This window comes from Kitasatospora sp. NPDC001095, from assembly GCF_053598615.1.
On sequence record NZ_JBSFKQ010000029.1, the window covers coordinates 28,903 to 46,965 of the forward strand.

General features: G+C 75.4%; 15 protein-coding genes. 10 read left to right on the forward strand and 5 right to left on the reverse strand.

Annotated elements, in window-relative coordinates; translation table 11 throughout:
• Nucleotides 1–274 precede the first annotated feature (274 nt).
• The 4 genes from ACWDBB_RS22865 (at nucleotide 275) to ACWDBB_RS22880 (ending at nucleotide 5,536) form a co-directional block, all read left to right on the forward strand.
• Nucleotides 275–829: a (2Fe-2S)-binding protein gene (locus ACWDBB_RS22865; RefSeq protein WP_449791366.1), complete on the forward strand. Its 555-nt coding sequence runs from the start codon at nucleotides 275–277 to the stop codon at nucleotides 827–829.
• Nucleotides 826–1,830 carry an FAD binding domain-containing protein gene (locus ACWDBB_RS22870; protein WP_449791367.1) on the forward strand — a complete coding sequence of 335 codons (1,005 nt, stop codon included), beginning with the start codon at nucleotides 826–828 and terminating at the stop codon, nucleotides 1,828–1,830. The genes ACWDBB_RS22865 and ACWDBB_RS22870 overlap by 4 nt, the downstream gene beginning before the upstream one ends.
• A complete protein-coding gene (locus tag ACWDBB_RS22875; protein WP_449791368.1) occupies nucleotides 1,827–3,935 on the forward strand; it encodes a xanthine dehydrogenase family protein molybdopterin-binding subunit in 2,109 nt (702 codons plus the stop codon). The genes ACWDBB_RS22870 and ACWDBB_RS22875 overlap by 4 nt, the downstream gene beginning before the upstream one ends.
• A gap of 422 nt (nucleotides 3,936–4,357) precedes the next feature.
• Nucleotides 4,358–5,536, forward strand: coding sequence for a cytochrome P450 family protein (locus ACWDBB_RS22880; RefSeq protein ID WP_449791420.1), 1,179 nt, complete (start codon nucleotides 4,358–4,360; stop codon nucleotides 5,534–5,536).
• A gap of 128 nt (nucleotides 5,537–5,664) precedes the next feature.
• Here ACWDBB_RS22880 and ACWDBB_RS22885 read toward each other — a convergent pair whose 3' ends face one another.
• Both ACWDBB_RS22885 and ACWDBB_RS22890 read right to left on the reverse strand, forming a co-directional pair.
• On the reverse strand, nucleotides 5,665–6,189 hold the full coding sequence (locus tag ACWDBB_RS22885; RefSeq protein ID WP_449791369.1) for a hypothetical protein: 525 nt from the start codon (nucleotides 6,187–6,189) through the stop codon (nucleotides 5,665–5,667).
• Between the two features lie 200 nt (nucleotides 6,190–6,389).
• On the reverse strand, nucleotides 6,390–6,950 hold the full coding sequence (locus ACWDBB_RS22890; protein WP_449791370.1) for a hemerythrin domain-containing protein: 561 nt from the start codon (nucleotides 6,948–6,950) through the stop codon (nucleotides 6,390–6,392).
• A gap of 356 nt (nucleotides 6,951–7,306) precedes the next feature.
• On the opposite strand from ACWDBB_RS22890, the gene ACWDBB_RS22895 reads away from it, so the two are divergent.
• Together ACWDBB_RS22895 and ACWDBB_RS22900 are read left to right on the forward strand one after the other, a co-directional pair.
• Nucleotides 7,307–8,515 carry a cytochrome P450 gene (locus tag ACWDBB_RS22895; protein ID WP_449791371.1) on the forward strand — a complete coding sequence of 403 codons (1,209 nt, stop codon included), beginning with the start codon at nucleotides 7,307–7,309 and terminating at the stop codon, nucleotides 8,513–8,515.
• Nucleotides 8,512–8,742 (forward strand): ferredoxin, encoded by a 231-nt coding sequence (locus ACWDBB_RS22900; RefSeq protein ID WP_449791372.1) that lies wholly within the window; start codon nucleotides 8,512–8,514, stop codon nucleotides 8,740–8,742. Before ACWDBB_RS22895 ends, ACWDBB_RS22900 begins: the two co-directional genes overlap by 4 nt.
• Before the next feature lie 50 nt (nucleotides 8,743–8,792).
• On the opposite strand, the gene ACWDBB_RS22905 is transcribed toward ACWDBB_RS22900, so the two are convergent.
• Entirely contained in the window at nucleotides 8,793–9,407 is a 615-nt protein-coding gene (locus ACWDBB_RS22905) for a TetR/AcrR family transcriptional regulator (RefSeq protein WP_449791373.1), read from the reverse strand.
• A 172-nt stretch (nucleotides 9,408–9,579) separates the two neighbouring features.
• On the opposite strand from ACWDBB_RS22905, the gene ACWDBB_RS22910 reads away from it, so the two are divergent.
• Complete coding sequence (locus ACWDBB_RS22910; RefSeq protein WP_449791374.1) at nucleotides 9,580–12,942, forward strand: hypothetical protein; 3,363 nt, start codon at nucleotides 9,580–9,582, stop codon at nucleotides 12,940–12,942.
• Between the two features lie 113 nt (nucleotides 12,943–13,055).
• Here the strand turns inward: ACWDBB_RS22910 and ACWDBB_RS22915 are convergent, their stop codons facing one another.
• Nucleotides 13,056–13,556, reverse strand: a complete 501-nt coding sequence (locus ACWDBB_RS22915; RefSeq protein ID WP_449791421.1) for an HIT family protein — start codon at nucleotides 13,554–13,556, stop codon at nucleotides 13,056–13,058.
• 182 nt (nucleotides 13,557–13,738) lie between these two features.
• On the opposite strand from ACWDBB_RS22915, the gene ACWDBB_RS22920 reads away from it, so the two are divergent.
• Nucleotides 13,739–14,497 carry a hypothetical protein gene (locus ACWDBB_RS22920; protein ID WP_449791375.1) on the forward strand — a complete coding sequence of 253 codons (759 nt, stop codon included), beginning with the start codon at nucleotides 13,739–13,741 and terminating at the stop codon, nucleotides 14,495–14,497.
• A gap of 504 nt (nucleotides 14,498–15,001) precedes the next feature.
• Here the strand turns inward: ACWDBB_RS22920 and bla are convergent.
• A complete protein-coding gene (gene bla / locus ACWDBB_RS22925; RefSeq protein ID WP_449791376.1) occupies nucleotides 15,002–15,961 on the reverse strand; it encodes a class A beta-lactamase in 960 nt (319 codons plus the stop codon).
• Between the two features lie 140 nt (nucleotides 15,962–16,101).
• Here bla and ACWDBB_RS22930 point away from each other — a divergent pair, with 140 nt between their 5' ends.
• Both ACWDBB_RS22930 and ACWDBB_RS22935 read left to right on the forward strand, forming a co-directional pair.
• Complete coding sequence (locus tag ACWDBB_RS22930) at nucleotides 16,102–17,049, forward strand: LysR family transcriptional regulator (RefSeq protein ID WP_449791377.1); 948 nt, start codon at nucleotides 16,102–16,104, stop codon at nucleotides 17,047–17,049.
• A 101-nt stretch (nucleotides 17,050–17,150) separates the two neighbouring features.
• Nucleotides 17,151–18,014, forward strand: coding sequence for a serine hydrolase (locus tag ACWDBB_RS22935; RefSeq protein WP_449791422.1), 864 nt, complete (start codon nucleotides 17,151–17,153; stop codon nucleotides 18,012–18,014).
• Nucleotides 18,015–18,063: the final 49 nt, after the last annotated feature.

Genomic DNA, 18,063 nt, shown 5'->3' on the forward strand with positions numbered 1-18,063 from the left:
GACCTCGGCGTTCGGTGAGTCGATCCTCGCGTCGCCGGGGCCGCGGCGCGCTGGGGAGAACTGCCGTCTTCCCCGGGGGCAACCCCCCAGGTCGGATCCGGTGGCCGGCCCCCCGGCCGACGGCGGCCCGCCGAACGTTACGGCGCCGCCGCGCCCGCCCGGACCGCGGGGCACCCTCGGCGGGCAGGCCTCCCGGAGCGTCGGGCTGCCACCACGGGGGTGACGGAGCGCCGCGCGCCGTGTGGGGGCGGCCGGACCGGGGGAGCCTCGTGCGATGGAGAAGGACATCACCGTACGGGTCGACGGCGCCGTGCACCGGCTGACCGTCGACACGCGTACGACGCTGCTCGACGCGCTGCGGGAACGGCTCGGAGTGACGAGCCCGAAGAAAGGGTGCGACCACGGACAGTGCGGCGCCTGCACGGTTCTGTCCGAAGGACGTCGCGTACTGGGCTGCCTCACGCTCGCGGTCACCCAGGACGGCGCCGAGGTGGTCACCGCGCAGGGGCTCGCCGACGGTGGCCTGCACCCGGTGCAGCAGGCCTTCATCGACTGCGACGCGCTCCAGTGCGGTTACTGCACCCCCGGGCAGGTGGTCTCCGCGGTCGGGGCGCTGGAGGAGTTCGCGCGGGGCTGGCCGAGCGCCGTCACCCGGGGCCCGGGCGCACCGCGGCTGGAGCGCGCCGAGGTGGCCGAGCGGATGAGCGGCAACCTGTGCCGCTGCGCCGCCTACGTCAACATCGTCACCGCCGTGCTGCAGGCGGCCGGGCAGCTTCCGACGGGGCAGTCCCCGGCCCGGCGGGCCACCGAGCCGGGGGTGTCCGGATGAGACCGTTCGACCACCACCGCCCCGCCGACGCCGCAGCCGCCGTGCGCAGCGTCGCCGGCGACCCGGACGCGGTGTTCCTCGGCGGTGGGACGAACCTGGTGGACCACCTCAAGCTGGGGGTCGTGCGGCCCGCCCTGGTCGTCGACCTCGCCGGTGTCCTGCCGGCCGGGGTCGAGGAACTCGGCGGGGGAGCCCTGAGGATCGGTGCGGGAATGAGCAACAGCGCGCTCGCCGCGCATCCCCGGGTCCGTGAGTGGTTCCCGGTGCTGTCGCAGGCGCTGCTGTCAGGGGCATCGGGGCAGTTGCGCAACATGGCCACCACCGGCGGCAATCCGCTGCAGCGCACCCGCTGCGTCTACTTCCAGGACGTCACCACCCCGTGCAACAAGCGGGAGCCGGGCTCGGGCTGTTCCGCGATCCGGGGGTGGACCCGCCACCACGCGATCCTCGGCGCGTCCGAGCACTGCATCGCGGTCCATCCCTCCGACATGGCGGTGGCGCTGGCCGCGCTCGGGGCACGGGTACGGGTGCTCGGGCCGGACGGCGAGCGCACGATCCCGTTCGTCGACCTGCACCGGCTGCCCGGCGACACCCCCGAGCGCGACACGGTGCTCGAGCACGGTCAGCTGATCACCGCGATCGACCTGCCGGCGCAGCCGATCGCCCGCCGCTCGGCCTACCGCAAGGTGCGCGACCGGGCCTCGTACGCGTTCGCCCTGGTCAGCGTGGCCGCCGCGCTCGACGTCCGGGACGGGGTGGTGGTGGACGCGCGGGTCGCCTTCGGCGGCGTGGCACACGTGCCGTGGCGCGCGTACCGGGCGGAGGAGGTGCTGCGGGGCGCTCCCGCCTCGGAAGACGCCTTCCGGGCCGCCGCGGACGCCGAGCTCGCCGCCGCCCGGCCGGCCGAAGGACTGGGCGGCGGCAACGCGTTCAAGATCCCGCTGCTGCGCCGCACCCTCGCCGCGACTCTGCGCGGCCTGGCCGGAGAGGACACCCCGTGACGTTCCCCCACGAGCCGGCCGCCGTCGGCCGCGACCTGCCCCGCCGGGACGGGGCCGTCAAGGTCCTGGGCACCGCCACCTACGCCCACGAGACTCCGTTGGCGGACGCCGCCCACCTGCACGCCGTCCAGGCCACCGTCGCCCGGGGACGCGTCACGGAGCTGGACACCGCGGCGGCCGAGGCGCTCGACGGGGTGGTCGCGGTGCTCACCCACGACAACGCGGAGCGCCTGGCGTCCACCGCGGACCGGGAGCTGGCGGTTTTGCAGGACGCGGAGGTCGCCTTCCGCGGCCAGGTCGTCGCGCTCGTCGTCGCGGACAGCTCCGAGGTGGCGAGGCACGCGGCCGCGCTCGTCCGGGTCGGCTACGCGCAGCAGGCGCACGACGCCGAACTGCGGGCCGACCGCGAGGACCTGTACGCACCGCGGAAGGTGAACCCGGATCTTCCCACCGACACCGTCGAGGGCGACGTGGACGCCGCGATGGCGGCCGCGCAGGTGAGCGTCGACGAGACGTACAGCACCGCGATGTACCACAACAACCCGATGGAACCGCACGCCACGTCGGCCCTGTGGGATCCGGCGGGTGAGGGCTTCCTCACCCTGTGGGACTCCACCCAGGGGGTCCATCCGACGCGGTCCGCGCTGGCATCGCTGTTCGGTCTCGACGAGGCACGGGTGCGGGTGGTCTGCCCGTACGTCGGGGGCGGGTTCGGTTCCAAGGGGCAGCCTCACGTCAACGTGGTGCTCGCCGCGCTGGCCGCGCGGGCAGTGCCCGGCCGGGCGGTGCGGCTGGCGCTGACCCGGCAGCAGATGTTCGCCCTGACCGGCTACCGCACCCCGACCATCCAGCGCTGCCGGCTCGCGGCTGACCGGGACGGCAGGCTCACCGCCGTCGCGGTCGACGCCGTCGAACAGACGTCGCGCATCAAGGAGTTCGCCGAGCAGACCGGCGTCCCCGCGCGCATGATGTACGCCTCGCCGAACCGGCGCACCACGCACCGGCTGGCCGCCCTCGACGTGCCGGTGCCGTCCTGGATGCGCGCCCCGGGCGAGTGCCCCGGGATGTTCGGCCCCGAGGTGGCGATGGACGAGCTGGCCGAGCGCCTCGGCCTGGACCCGGTCGACCTGCGGATCCGCAACGAGCCCGCCGTCGAACCCGGCTCGGGCAAGCCGTTCTCCAGTCGCGGCCTGGTCGGCTGCCTGCGGGAGGGCGCGGCGCGGTTCGGCTGGTCGCGGCGCGATCCCCGGCCGGGCGTGCGCCGTCGGGGTGACTGGCTGGTCGGTACGGGCGTGGCGGCCTCCACCTACCCGGTCAGCCGGATGCCGAAGTCGACGGCGACGATCCGGCGGGAGGGCGGGGGCTACGTGGCCGAGATCGGTGCGGCCGACCTCGGTACCGGCACCTGGACCACGCTGGCGCAGATCGCCGCGGACGCGCTCGGCGTGCCGGTGGCCCGGGTGGAGGTGCGGATCGGCGACACGGACTACCCGGTGGCGTCGGTGGCCGGGGGCTCCTCGGGCATGACGACGTGGGGCTCGGCCGTGGTCGAGGCCGCGCGCGCCCTGCGCAGCCGGTACGGGGCCGAGCCGCCGGACGGGGCGCGGGCCTCCGGCAGCGTCGGACCGCCGGACGAGCGCTACGCGATGCACGCCTTCGGGGCGCAGTTCGCCGAGGCGCGCGTCCATGCGGACACTGGCGAGGTGCGGGTGCCGCGCCTGCTGGGAGTGTTCGCGGCCGGCCGGATCATCAACCCCCGCACGGCGCGTTCGCAGTTCGTCGGCGGGATGACGATGGGGCTGTCCATGGCCCTGCACGAGAACGGAGTGCTCGACCCGCGAACCGGCCACGTGGTCAACCACGACCTCGCCGATTACCACATCACGACCAACGCGGACGTCGACGGGATCGAGGCGCACTGGCTCGCCGAGCACGATCCCCACGTCAACGCCGTGGGGTCCAAGGGCATCGGGGAGATCGGGATCGTCGGGACGGCCGCCGCGGTGTCGAACGCGGTGTGGCACGCCTGCGGGGTGCGGGTGCGGGACCTGCCGATCACGCTGGACAAGGTCCTGCCCGCGCTGGAGGAGCGGGCCGGGCGGTGACGCCGCGGGGCGCCGTCACAGCCGGCCCGGGCTCGCAGGGGGTCAGCCGCTGGAGCAGGTCCGCAGGCGGACCTGCTCCTCCAGGCGGGCCGGGCTGTCGCGGCCCGGCCCGCCTGGACCGTCGTGACGGCCCGGCCGGCCCGGCTCCTTGGGCGCCGGGCGGTCACGATCGTGGTCGACAACACATCTCTGCACCCCGACGAGGCCGCGGTACGGGACATCGAGCACCTCGCCCTCTGACCGGGGGCGGCCCGGCAGCTCCGCCGCCCTGCCCGTCGCCCCGGCCGGTACGCCCCAGCAACACGGCCAAAGTGGGGTGATGTCCCCGGTTTGGTAGGGTCGGACCACCACCGGGGGGTAGTCCCCGTTTTCCAGGGGGGAAGAACGTGCCGGCTCCGACACTTGCTCCGACGCTTCAGGACCTGTCTCCCGCAGACCTCGACGTCACCATCGACCCGTACCCCGCCTACGCGGCACTGCGCGAGAAAGGGCCGGTCCACCGGGTGCTCGTCCCGGGATCCGGCGAAGCGTGGCTCGTCGTCGCCCGTGACGAGGCCCGCGCCGCCCTCACGGATCCCCGGCTGAGCAACGACATCCGGCACTCCTCCTCCTGGACCGACGACGGGGGCCACGCCCTCGGGGTCAACATGCTCCAGAGTGACCCGCCCCAGCACACCCGGCTGCGCGAACTGGTCGCCGGCACGTTCACGGCCGGTCGGATCCGGGCGCTGCGCCCCCGCATTCGGGAGATCGCCGACACCCTGATCGACGCCCTGCCCGAAGCGGGTTCCGTGGACCTCGTCGCCTCCTACGCCCTGCCGCTGCCGATGACCGTCATCTGTGAACTGCTCGGCGTACCGGAGGCGGACCGCGCCGACTTCCACGCCTGGTCCACCGAACTGGTCGCGCCCAGCTCCCCGCAGGCCGCCGGCGCGGCGGCCGGCGCCATGACCGGCCACCTCACGGCCCTCATCGAGGAACGCCGGACCAGCCCGCGCCAGGACCTGCTCAGCGCGCTCGTCACCCCGGCCGCCGACGGGCTCTCCGCCGAGGAACTGCTCGGGATGGCCTTCCTCCTCCTCGTCGCGGGGCACGAGACCACCGTGAACCTCATCTCGGGGACGGTCCTCTCCCTGCTCACCCACCCCGAGCAGCTCGCCGCCCTGCGCGCCGATCCCGGCCTCGTCGACGGCGCGATCGAGGAGACCCTCCGGCACGACGGCCCGGTGGAGTCCGCGGCCTTCCGCTACGCCACCGAACCGGTACGGGTCGGCGACACCACCATCCCGGCAGGCGACAGCGTCCTCGTCTCCCTGGCCGCGGCCTCACGCGACCCGCGCCACTTCCCCGATCCGGACAGGTTCGACGTCCACCGCAAGCCCGCCGGCCACCTCGCGTTCGGCCACGGCATCCACCACTGTCTCGGCGCCCCCCTCGCCCGGCTCGAAGCCGCCATCGCCCTGCGCACCCTGATCGAGCGTCGCCCGCACCTCGCCCTCGACGCCGACCCGGCAGACCTCGTGCGGCGGCCGAGCACCATGCTGAGGGGACTGACGAGCCTGCCGGTGCGCTTCCACGACGCGAGCGACGCCGCAGGCTGACACGCTCCCGTGGGCGCGCCGGTCGCGGGGCTTCCGGCGCCGATCGCCACACCCCCGCGTGCGGAACCACTCGCCCACGGGCGCGTCACCCGGAGCCGCCGCCCACTGGACGGCGCACCGACCGGGAGCTACGCCGCCGTGGCGCCTTCGGCGTCCAGCAGCTCGGTGAGCGACGCCCGGTGCAGGGCCGTGACGGGTTCGAGCAGGTCGGGATGGCGCAGCAGCACGGCGGCTTCGCCGTCGTCGACTCCGGGGTCGATCAGGCGCCGCAGGCCCTGGTCGTGGGCCCGGGCCTGGGCGGGGAGCATGGCAGCGGTCAGCATCCGGTGGGCGCGGGCGGCGAGGGCCGGTTCGGCCAGGAGGCATGCGGCCCAGCTGACGACGGTCTCGTCCACCCAGGTGCGCCAGGCGGCGTCCGCAGGTTCGGCGTCGTTGCCGGTGAGCCAGTCCAGCCGGTCCGACCCGCCGGGGCCGAGCAGGTGCAGCAGTTGTACGTCGAGGTCGCCGGGGTAGCGCAGGTGGGCCGCGACGGTGGTGGCCTGAACGGCCTGGGCCTCGGCCAGCGCGGCGTTGAGCGCGCCTGCCGGTGGCGGGTAGGCGATCAGTAGCCAGCGGCTGGAGGCGGCTATGACGGGGGCGAGGTCGGTGGGCACGGCGATCGGTCCCTCGGGGGCGGGCTCGCCGGTGTCCGTGGGTCGGGGCCGAAGCGAGCTGCTCGGTGTGCGGGGCTTCGCTGCCCTGCTGCTCGCCGACCAGTGTAGGCGGGACGGCGCGGCCGGCGGCATGACCGGCGTCACGCCCTACCCCACCGGACGGTGCGGGGCCGTCCGGTCGGGCGGTCGGGCGGTGCGGCTCAGGACTTGCCGCGGCCGGTGACGAAGTCGCGGGCCCGGTCGACCAGCCCCGCGCCCGGGGCGAGCAGCTTGCTGGCGCCCGGGCTGCTCGGGGCGGCCGGGTGCGGGCGGGTGGGGGCCATCGCCTTCGCGCGGCGGATCTTGTCCCCGAGGTCGTTCAGCTGCTCGGGCGTACAGGCCTGGGCCAGCCTGGGGAACAGATTGTCCTCCTCGTCCTGGACGTGGGCGGACACCTCGTCCATGAGCTGCCGCAGTACGGGGCTCATCTGCGCGTCGGCCGTATCCATCCGCTCCAGCTTCTTGAGGATCTTCTCGACCCGGGCGTGGTCCTCGAGCTCCTTGTCCGCGAGCCCGTCCCCGCCCTGGATGTGCTCGCGCACCGCCGGGTAGAGGTACTGCTCCTCGGCCACCGAGTGCCGCACCAGCTCGATGGTGACCTGGTCCACCAGGTCCCGCAGCTCCTGTCCGTGCCCGGGCATCACCCGGATCCGGCCGAACATCTCCTCCACCTCCCGGTGGTCGGCCTTCAGCTCCTCGATCACGTTTCCGTCGTGCCCCATCGTGTTTCCGCCTCTCGTCGTGGCCGGGTCCGCACCCGGCCGGAACGAAGTGATCCCCGGCCCGGGCGGGCCCACGCGGGTGAGCCGCACGCAGCTCACCCGATCGGCTCCGCACCGCGCCTCGGACATGCGGCCCGCAGCGGCTCCTGCCTGGACGTGCCCACTTCGAGTACCGGTGCGGGCACGGGCAGGACCAGCTGACTGTGCGTGCCGGTGGTGTTACTCTCCTAAAAGAGAGCTGACTCTCACTTGTCGGCCGGACGCCATGGCGCCCGTCCTGGCCCGGGCCCGCAGGGGAGAACGGTTCCGCCCAGCGTTCGCTGCTCTTGCGGCCCTTCGGCCGGTGAGGAGAGACCATGACCGCCCCCGCACCGCAGTTACCCTTCGAGCGTCCCAACGCCCTGGACCTGGCGCCGCTGTTCGCGCGCCTGCGCGAGGCAGGCCCGATCACGCGGGTGACGACGCCCGCCGGCGACCCGGCCTGGCTGGTGACCCGCTACGAGGAAGCCCGGGAGATCCTGAGCGACACCCGGTTCTCCCGGTTGCGCCCCGACGTCGAGGGCGCCCCGAGGATCTCCGCCTCGGCGCTGCACACCCGCCCCGCCCCCACCCCCGAGGAGGAGGACCGCGAGCACGCGCGGATGCGCCGGATGCTGGCGCCCGCGTTCAGCGCGCCGCGGATGCGCCGGATGGGGGAGAGGATCGCGGAACTCGCCGCATCCTGCCTGGACACGATGGAGGAGGAGCGTTCCCGGGATCCGCGACGCGCCGTCAACCTGCACGACCACCTGTCGTTCCCGCTGCCGGTCATGGTGATCTGCGAGCTGCTGGGCGTGCCGGTGGAGGACCGGGGCCTGCTGCGCGGCTGGTCGGAGCGGATCGCCGCGCTGTACGGCGGCGCCGACGGGGCCGCCGCCATGGCCGAGTTCGAGGAGTACGTGGCCGCGATCGCCGAGGAGAAGCGCCGGCACCCGGGGCAGGACGTGATCAGCGACATCCTGGCCGTGCAGGCGCAGGACCCCTCGTTCACCGAGGAGGAGATGACCCGCCTGGCGGTGGGGCTGCTGTTCGCGGGCCACGAGACCACGTCGACCCGGATCGACCTGGGGGTCCTGTTCCTGCTCAGCGACACCGGCCGCCGCGACCGCTTCGCCGCCGACCCCGACGGGTCGGCCCGCGCCACGGTGGAGGAGGTCCTGCGGATGGCCGCGCCCGGCGCCCTGGGCCTGACCCGCTACGCCCGCGAGGACGTCACCGTCGGCGGGGCGGCGATCGCTCGGGGCGAGGCGCTGCTGGTGTCGATCAACGCCGCGAACCGGGACGGGCGGGCGTTCGAGGAGCCGGACGCCTTCGACCCGTCGCGTTCCCCCAACGCGCACCTCGCCTTCGGGTACGGCGGCCACTACTGCATCGGCAACGCGCTGGCCCGTACCGAGATGCAGATCGCGCTGACCGGGCTGTTCCGGCGCTTCCCCGGCCTGCGGCTCGCGGTGGACGCGCGCAGCCTGCGCGACCACTCCGAACGGCTGGCGGGCGGCATCGGCGAGGTGCCGGTCCTGTGGTGAACGGGGATCAGCCGCGAGAGCGGCCGGCCGCGCGGGTGACGGCGGACGCCTCGCGGTGCGTGTCGTCGGGGCAGTGCGCGGTGACCGCGCCGTCGGTGTTCGACCAGGACGAGGCCGGGCAGGTCGTGGTGCTGGCCGCCGAGCCCGTCGGGCGGGCGGCGGAACAGGCCCGCGAGGCGGCCGCCAGGTGCCCGGTCACGGCGCTCCGGTGGCATCCGGCGGGCTGAGCGGCGGCGGTGCCGGCCGCCCGGCGGGGCGGCCGGCACCTGCCTCGACGTCAGGGCGTGCGGGGGCGCAGCGCGGGGGCGGGACAGGGCAGCGGACGGGCCCCGGCGGGGGAGAGGCCGTCGAGGACCAGGGCCAGGTACCGGCGCCAGCCGTCCTCGCCCGGGCCGATCGTCCACAGCACCGAGACCAGCATGACGACGATGCGGTGCAGGTCGTCGGGTACGAGGTCGGCGCGGATCGCGCCCGCGCCCTGACCGCGCGCCAGCAGGTCGTCGAGGGCGGCGAAGAACTCCTCGCCGGTCGCCGGGGTCAGGACGCCGGCGGCCCGGGCGGCGGCCAGGACGTTGAAGTCGCCGGCCACCGACTCCAGGGCCGCCGCCAGCACGCGGGCCAGCCCGGACGCGGGGTCGGGGTCGTGGGCGGCGGCCTGGATGACGGGACGGACGTTCTCGCCGAAGCGCTGCTCCAGCACGGCCCGCAGGAGCGCGGCCTTGTCGGGGAAGCGTCGGAAGAGCGTCGCGGGCCCGACACCGGCCCGGCGCGCCACCTCGTCGAGGTGGGCTTCGGGGCCCTGTTCGGTGAAGACCTCCCGGGCAGCCCGGATGATCTTCTCAGCGTTGCGGGCGGCGTCGGCGCGCAGCAGCCGGGGAGCGTCGGGGACCATCCCCGCACCCTATCCAAGGGCCGCCGGGCGGCTCGCCGTGGAGCCGCCGGGCCGTCGAGCTGTGGAGCTGCCGAGCCGTCGAGCTGCCGGGCGAACCGGCCCGCGGCCACGTCCGACCACGGCAGCGGAAATCCATTGGGAGACACCCGCCCCGAGCAGCCACACTGACCGCATGCCGCACGAAGCCGATCAGTTCCTCGCCGACCTCGACCTGCTCTCGCACCCGGAACGCCAACAGCTCGTCGCCCGCACGGCCCGGCAGCTCGCCTCCGACGGCGAGCTCCCCGGGCTGCTGTCCGACCTGGAACGCTCCGGCGTGTACGGCCGTCGGCTGGCCGCGCTCGCCGCGTCGGCCGGTCGCGCCACCGGCTACCTCACCGAGCGGCTGACCGACCCCGACCCGGTGGTCCGCGGGTACGCCCTGCGTGCCGCCCGCACCCACGGCATCCCGGACGAGGCGATCGAGGCGGCCTTCACCGGGGCCTCCTGCACCCTGCGCCGGCAGCTGGCCCGGGTGGTGCGGCAGGGCCGCCGGCACCGGCTCGCCGAGCGGCTGGTGGGCCGTCTGCGCGCCGAGTGGGGCGACGCCGAGGCCGCCCGGCTGCTCTCCGCCTGCAGCCCCGCGTTCGTCGCCCGGACGCTGCCCGACCTCGCGCACGCCGCGCCGCTCGCACCGCTGGCCGCACGCTTCCCGGACGAGGTCCTCGACCACCTGGAGCAGGTGATCGCCGAGCGCCCCGAGACGCTGCGGCTCGGTCAGTGGCCCGCGCTCGCCGACGTCCTCGGCACGATCGCGCGAACCCGCCCCGAACGGCTCCTCGGCCTCCTGGAGCGGTTCGGCCCGGACCTCCCGCTGCGCCGCCACCACCTGCCGGCACTGGCCGCCGCGGACGCCGAACGCACCGTCCGCATCCTCGCCGACCCGCGGCGCGGCGCACTCGGGCCGTACACCGCACCGCCCACGAGCGGCACACTGCGCCGACTGGTGCGCGCCGACCCGCCCTCGCTGCCCGCCCTCGGCCGCCACTGGCTGGCCGCGCCCCGCTGCTTCGTCGCCCTGCTGCGCACCCTTCCGCCGGGCCGGCGCGACGCGTTCCTCGACCTCGTGTACGACGGTGCCCTGCCGCGGGAGGGCGAACTGCCCGCCCTGCTACCGCTGTTCCCGCACGCCCGCCGCCACGCCGAGGCGCGGCGGCAGGCCGCCGCGCGCCTCGCCGAGGGCCGCCCCTGGGCCCGGATCGCCCCCGTCCTGGCCTACCTGCCCACCGAGGAGGCCCAGCCGCAGCTGCGGGCGGCCCTGTCCCGCCCGGACGCCGACGACCGCGCCGCCGCCTGGACGGGCCTGCTCGCCAACGCGGCCGCCTCCGACGACCGGGCCGCCGTCCAGGACGCGCTCGCACTGCTCCCGCGGCTGCGCAACGAGCAGGACCCGGTGCGCTGCGCGGCGCTGACCGCACTGGTCCAGGTGCCCGCCCGGTTACTGACCCCGGCGGCGGTGCCCCACCTCGACGCCGCCGTGCAGGACGCGGTGGACGCCCGCGACTGCTCGTACGCCACCCGGGCCGCCCTGCAGCGGCTGGTCGCCGAGGTGCTGCGCGAGCACGCCCTCGCCGACGGGGCCGAACTGGTCGACTGGGCACTGCGGAGCCTGCGGCGGATCGCCGGGCAGAGCGGCACGGTCGAACTCGGCCCACTGGAGCACCGGCTGCGCCGGGGCCAGGAACACTCCGTGTTCGCGACCCTGCGGCCATGGCTGGACACCATGGCCGACACCGCGGAGTACTGGCTGCTGTTCACCCTGACCCGCTCGCTCGGCCGCCGCGCCCGGGGCATCCCCGAGCTGCAGGAACTCCTCCTGCACGCCCTGCAGTTCGGGTCGGACGCCGCGTTCACGAAGGCCGCCGGCCTGTGGCTGGACGACCCGCGCACCCGCGGCGCCCGGGTCGCCGAGATCCTCGAACTCGAGCCCTCCGCCGCCGTCCTGTCGCCGGTGTGCGAGGTGCTGGTCGAACAGCGCACCGACCTCCTCGACCCGCTCCTCGCCCCCGAACCGCCGTACGGGAGGTTCCTGAAGCACCCGCAGCGGGCGGCCCTGCCCCCCACCTGGTCGGCGAGCCGCTGGACCCCGCGCCAGTGGCGGGCCACCGCCCTGCTCGCCGCCACGGCGGCCGGCGACCCGACCCTGCCGCTGCACGCACGGGCCGCGGCCGTCCGCGCCGCCGCCGCGATACCCGAGTACGGCGAGGCGGTCGTCCGCGCCCAGCTGGACTCCGCCGAGGTGGTGCTCGCCGAGGCGGCGCTCGCCGCACTGGTCTGGACGGACCGGCCCGCCGACGCGCTGCGCGACCTGCTCGCCCACGCGGGCGGCGACCGCGCCCGGGTCGCGATGTACGCGGCCACCCGAGCCGCCCGGTTCGCCCCGCCCCACGAGCTCGCCGAGCAACTCGGCGCCCTGCTGTCCGGAACCCACGGCAGCAAGGTGACCAGCCGCAAGGAGGCGGTGCGGCTCGCTGCCGAGCACCTGCCGCCGCGGACCGCCGCCGACCTACTGGTGGCCGCGTGCCGCGTCGAGGGCCAGCACCACGACGTGCGCGCCGCCGCGGTCGCCTTCGCGGCCGGCCTGCTGGACGCCGAACCGGTCTGGGACCTGCTCGCCGAAGCCGCCGAACAGGCCCCGCCGCCCGTGCGCCGCGCCGTCCTGCGGGCCGACCCGGCGCACCTGCCCGAGGCCCACCGCGCCCGCTACGCCCGCCTGGTGGCCTCCGTCGCCGCCGCGGCCGACCCGGAGGTCGCGGCGCCGGCCCTGGCCGCACTGCCGCGGTGGGCCGTCTGGGCCCCGGAGACCGCCGACGTGGCCCGACGGGCCGTCACCGATCCGGCGAACCGCGGCGGCTGGCAGCAGGCCGCGGGCGCCGTCCGCGCGCTCGCCGCCTCCGGCCTGCCGCACCCGCTCGGCGGCGCCGCCCCCGGCAGCCTGCTGCACCGCACCCTCACCGAACTCGCCGCCGCCACACGGACGGACGACCTCCACGCCGCCGACGACCGGGACCTCCCGGCCCGCCGGAGGCTCACCCACCTCGCCGACCTCCCCGCCGACGACCACTACCGGCCACTGCTCGCCGGCACCGCCGACCTGCTCGCGGCCGAACCCGGCCTGGCGGGCGTCCGAGCGGCCGCGCTGCGCCGCCTGGTGGACCCGGCGGCCGGCCCCCAGGCACTGGCAGACGCGCTCGGCACCCTCGCCGACGCCCACCGGGGCCGCCCGGCGGCGGCCGCGCTCACCGCGCTGACGCTGCTGCGGGAGCACGCCTCCGGCCCGCTGCCGCCGCCCGGGACACTCGACGCGCTGGCGCACACCGCCCGCCGCGACGACACCGACCCGGCCGCCGGACTGTTCGCAACGGCGCTGACCGAGGCGTTCGGGGACCGCCTCGGCTGGCCCCGGGAATGGCGGGCCCTGCTGCGCGAACTGCGCAGCCACCCCTCGGCGGACGTCCGCGAGCGCGCCCTCGCGGCCGTCATCCACCGGGAGTGACCGACGGCCGGCCCACCCGACGTACGGCCACCAGCCGGGATCCCGGGGCTGTGACGGGACCGGGCGAGCAGGCTGTCCTCCGTCGACCGTCAGGTCGCCCTCCCCGACGTGTCTCACCCCGCGCCGGCCGCCCCGGCGGCCGGCGCGGACAGCACGTCGAGTTCGTGGCCGATCGCCTCGCGCAAGGCGTCGTGCTCCGGTCCGAGCACGCTCGCGGGATCGCGCCAGTTCTCCGGGGGATACCGCCACACCGGGTGGCCGACGAGGTCCGGGCTCTCCCACTCGAACCGGGGCCAGACATGTGCGTGGAGGAAGTCGTCGGTGTTTCCGAGGATCTCCAGGTTCACGCGCCGGAACTCCGGGTCCAGTCGCCGGCAGGCCCGCTCCACGGCCTCACCCAGCCGGTCCATGTCCGACAGGAAGGCCATCCGCTTGGTCCGGGGAAGATCGGACAGACGCCGCACAGCGGGCTCGTCCACCAGGAGAACGGAGTACCCGGGCAGGAACTGCACGTCACCGATCACCGCGAACCCGGCGTCAAGCCGCCGGAGCACAGTGGGGTTCACGCCTTTCAGGGCGCTGCCGATCCTGTCGTCCCGCCAATCGCCACCCATGACGGCGCAGCCTATACAGGCACGCGCTGTCGATCGCTTCCGACGCCCGGCGACTCCGAACGGGTCCCCCTCGACGCTCGTGCGAGTGACGACTCGTGGCGTGGAAGCGAGCTGAGGCTGTCCTGACGCGCCAGTGCGCAAGGGTTCGGCCACGACTTTTTCTTGCGGACGCGGAGGCGATCGTGACTGCCGGACGGAATGTTGGTGTGGGGTGGCTGGTTCGGGTGGCCGCGCCGGTTGTGCTGCTGGCGCTGGCGCTGGCGACGGGATGCGGCGGTGGCGGCGGCTCGTCCTCCGGCACGACGCCCGCGTCGACCCAGTCGACCGCGGAGACGCCCGCGCCGACGGCGTCGTCCGGCTCGAATCCGAGTCCGAACGCGATCGCCACGCTCTTTCCCGGCAGCAATGGCGCCCCGGCGGTGACCAAGGCGCAACTCCCCGCCACGCAGCTCGGCGGGCACACCGTCGAACCCGTGGTGCTCGCCGGACGTCCCAGCACCCCCGAAAGCGGCACCGCCGCCGCCTCCGCCTCCGCCGCGGGCACGACGGCCGCCGCCGCTGCCGCCGCCTCCGCCGCCGGCACGACGATCGGGGCCGTGCATCTGTCGGCGGGAAGCTTCTCGGTGGCCGACAACCCGTGTACCGGAAGGACTCTTCACTCCGGGGACACCTGCACTCTGACGGTCGCGTTCCGTCCGACGACCGTCGGCACGCAGAGCGCCGAACTCACCGTCTACACGACGGCCGACGCGGTCTACCGCGTCGAGCTGGTCGGTGAGGGGCTGGAGCCTTCGCTTTCACCTTCGCCATCGGAGAACTCGCCCACGCCCGAGAGCACGTCCTCGGCTGCGTCGCCCCCGGCTGTGTCGCCCCGCGCCACGTCGCCGGCGGCCACGTCGCCGCACGCCACGTCGCCCTCGGCCGTAGCAACGGAGAGCTGAGGCGTCAGCCGAGCGTCTCGATGCGGATGTCGTCGTCGTCCCGCAGGACCACGGTCACGTCCTCGGGCTGGCGGCGGTCGTACGAGACGAGGTAGTAGCGGGCGCTGGACTTGGCGAGCAGGATGAACCCCCGGTACTGGTAGCGGTACGGCCCGCCCGAATCGCCGAGGTCCGTGAAGTAGATGCCGCTGGCATCGTGGGTGATGAGGGAACGGGAGTAGATCCGGGGCCACGACGTAGGCGGCCTTCTCCAGGAACGCCTTGCTCCGGTCGTCCGGCGGCTTGGCCGCGGGTTCGGTGGCGGCCGCGGTGTCGCCGGTACCGCGGCCGGTCCCGGCGCGTGCCACCGGCCGGCGGACCCGGCGAGCCGCGCCCCTGGCGCGAGAGGAACGCTCGGTCACCGGTCATCCAGTTTCATGCCCCCACAACGAGACACCTCATGCTTCGGTCGCGGACGGCCCGACGCCGGTGCGGGGGTCGGGGCTCCTGGTCGGTCGGGGAGGGTCAGCCGAGGGCGCTGACGACGGTCTTCGTCGCCTGGGCGATCAGGGCGTCGTCGGAGGTGGCGCCCGCCTTGCCGCGGTCGGACAGAACGACGATCACGATCGGGCTGCGCCCGCCCGATGGCCACGCCACGGCGACGTCGTTGCGGGTGCCGTAGCCCGCGTTGCCGGTCTTGTCGCCGATCCTCCAGTCGGCGGGCACCCCCGCGCGGACGTACGGGCCGCCGGTCGTGTTGCCGACCAGCCAGTCCGTCAGCAGTCCGCGCCGCTCCTCCGGGAGGGCGTCGCCGAGCACGTAGCGGCGCAGGTCGGCGGCGAGGACGCGCGGCGTGCTGGTGTCGCGGGTGTCGCCCGGGGTGGCTTCGTTGAGGGTGGGTTCGGTGCGGTCGACGTTGGTGGTCGAGTCGCCCAGGTCGCGCAGGGACCGCTGGACGGCGGCCGGGCCGCCGAGTTCGGCGGTGACGAGGTTGGCCGCGGTGTTGTCGCTGTACTGGATGGAGGCGGCGGCCAGGTCGCGCAGCTTCATGCCGGTCGCCACGTGCTGCGAGGTGACCGGCGCCCACGCCAGCACGTCCTCCTGGCGGTAGGGGACGACCTTGTCCAGGTCCGCGTCGGATGCCTTCCGTAGCAGGGCCCCGGCGGCGAGCGACTTGATCGTGGACGCGAACGCGAACCGCTCGTCGGCCCGGTGGGTGATCTCCCGGCCGCTGCCGGTGTCCACCGCGAACACGCCGAGCCGGGCGCCGAACTGCTGCTCCAGTGCCGCGAAGGAGGCTTCCGCCGAGTCGGTCGCGGGCGCGCTCGCCACCGCCGCGCTCGGGGCCGTCGCGCTCGGGGCCGTCGTGCCGGGGGCCGACGCAGTCGAGGCGCTGCCCGCCGGGCCGCACCCGCCGATCAGCGCGGCCACGAGCAGGGCCACCGCGGGCAGCGCGGTGCGGGGGCGGTGGAGGGCGTGCGTCATCGGTGGTCTCCCAGGTGGTTCGTGCCGTCGCGGTCACGTTGCCGTCGCGCCGTCGCGCTCAGCTAAACAGGCCGCCGACCCCCTAGTCCAAGACCGCAATCGTGAAGCGGACGATAGGAAAACACCTATGATTGCTGGCCATGGACCTGCTGGGGCACCTCCGCCACTTCCGCGCCGTCGCCGAGGAACGGCACTTCGGCCGCGCCGCCGAGCGCCTGCGGATCGCCCAGCCCTCGCTCTCCCAGCGGATCCAGCGCCTCGAACGCGAACTCGGTGTGACCCTGTTCGACCGCGGCCCGCGCGGCGTCGACCTCACCCCGGCGGGCCGGTTGCTGCTCGCCGAGGCCGAGGAGACGCTGGACAGCGCCGCCCGCCTCCTCGCCACCGCCGCCGACCTGTGCAGCGGACGGGCCGGCACCCTGCGCGCGGCCGTCCCGCCCGAACTCGGGCCGGCCGCCCTGGCCGCGCTGCTCACCGGCTTCGAGACCGCCTCCCCGGGCACCCGGCTCGAACTGCGGGAACTGCCGGTCGCGGCCGTGGTGCGCGAACTCGCCCAGCACACCGTCGACGTCGCCGTCGTCCGCCACCCCTGCCCGGCCGACGGACTGGCCTTCGGCCCCGTCCTGCACCAGCCGCTCGGCGTCCTGCTCGCCGCCCGCAGTCCGTACGCCGACCGCCCGGAGCTCGCGGTGGCCGAACTGACCGGCCTGCGCCTGGTCCTCTTCCCACGCGCCGCGGCCCCGGCCCTGTACGACGAGGTCCTCACCACGCTGACCAGGCACGGCTGCACCCCCGAGGCCGTCGTCGATCCGCCGGGACCGGACGTCGCGGGCGCGTTCGTGCTGACCGGCAGCGCCATCGCCCTGGTGCCGCGCACCACACCACCACCGGGTACGGTCTGGCGTCCGCTCACCGGCACCCCGCTGGCCTGGCGGACCTCCACGGCCTGGCCGGCCGGGCGGGGCGGGCCCGCCGTCCGGCTGTTCGCCCAGGCCGCCCACGAGGCGCTGACCGGACCCGGCGGCCTGCTGCCCCAGCCGCCCAACCGCCCGCTCTACCCCCGGCCCGCAATGGAGTTCCCGCTGTGACCAGCGACCGCACCGCAGCCGACCGCACGGCTGCCGACCGCACCGCAGCCGACCGGACCCGAGCCGACCGGGCCCCGCACAGCCGGGCCGCGCGCACCCGCATCGCCGCGGCCTTCGCCGACGCGGGCGTCACCGGCTGGTTGCATGCGCGCGACCTCGACACCGGCGCCGAGATCGCCCTCGGCGCGGACACCGTCGTCAGCACCGCCAGCGTCCACAAGGTCTGCCTGCTCGTGACGCTGTACCGCGAGGCCGCCGCCGGACGGATCGACCTGACCCGGCAGGTCGACGTGCCCGCCGCCGGCCGCACCCCCGGGGGGACCGGCCTCGGCGCCATGCTCGACCCGGCCCGCCTCTCCCTGCGCGACCTCGCCTACCTCACCGCGGCCGTCAGCGACAACACCGCCGCCGACACCCTGTGGGACGAGATCGGCCTCGACACCGTCAACCGCACCATGGCCGACCTCGGCCTGAGCCGCACCGTCGCCGTCCACAAGCTCCGCGACCTGATCGCCGCCCTCGCCGAGGACACCGGCCCGGACTCCCCGGTCGACCCCGCGGTCGTCGCCCGCCTCAGGGTCCTCGACCCCGCCTTCACCAACCACAGCACCCCCCGCGACATGACCACACTGCTCGCCGCCCTCTGGCACGGCGACGCCTGCCCCGGCGACCACGGCGCCGCGCTGCGACGTCTCCTCGGCCTCCAGGTCTGGCCGCACCGCCTGGCCTCCGGTTTCCCCTTCGACGACGTCCGCGTCCACGGCAAGACCGGCACCCTTCGCACGCTGCGCCACGAGGTCGGTGTCGTCGAGTACCCCGACGGCGGCCGCTACGCGCTCGCCGTCTTCACCCGCGCCGCCGCCACCGCCATCACGCTGCCCGCCGCCGACGCCGCCATCGGAACCACCGCCCGCCTCGCCGTCGACGCCCTCCGGGCACGGGCGGCAAGCGGCGCGACGGGCTGACCGCGGCGGAGGTGCCGGGCACGGGCCCGCCGGTGAATCGCGGACCGCC

Bases quoted from the DNA above. Each gene is read 5' to 3' on its own strand.
- ACWDBB_RS22905 (WP_449791373.1), bottom strand. From the start codon at position 9,407: ATGGTCCCCGACGCTCCCCGGCTGCTGCGCGCCGACGCCGCCCGCAAC.
- ACWDBB_RS22865 (WP_449791366.1), top strand. From the start codon at position 275: ATGGAGAAGGACATCACCGTACGGGTCGACGGCGCCGTGCACCGGCTG.
- bla (WP_449791376.1), bottom strand. From the start codon at position 15,961: ATGACGCACGCCCTCCACCGCCCCCGCACCGCGCTGCCCGCGGTGGCC.
- ACWDBB_RS22890 (WP_449791370.1), bottom strand. From the start codon at position 6,950: ATGGGGCACGACGGAAACGTGATCGAGGAGCTGAAGGCCGACCACCGG.
- ACWDBB_RS22870 (WP_449791367.1), top strand. From the start codon at position 826: ATGAGACCGTTCGACCACCACCGCCCCGCCGACGCCGCAGCCGCCGTG.
- ACWDBB_RS22910 (WP_449791374.1), top strand. From the start codon at position 9,580: ATGCCGCACGAAGCCGATCAGTTCCTCGCCGACCTCGACCTGCTCTCG.
- ACWDBB_RS22930 (WP_449791377.1), top strand. From the start codon at position 16,102: ATGGACCTGCTGGGGCACCTCCGCCACTTCCGCGCCGTCGCCGAGGAA.
- ACWDBB_RS22915 (WP_449791421.1), bottom strand. From the start codon at position 13,556: ATGGGTGGCGATTGGCGGGACGACAGGATCGGCAGCGCCCTGAAAGGC.
- ACWDBB_RS22895 (WP_449791371.1), top strand. From the start codon at position 7,307: ATGACCGCCCCCGCACCGCAGTTACCCTTCGAGCGTCCCAACGCCCTG.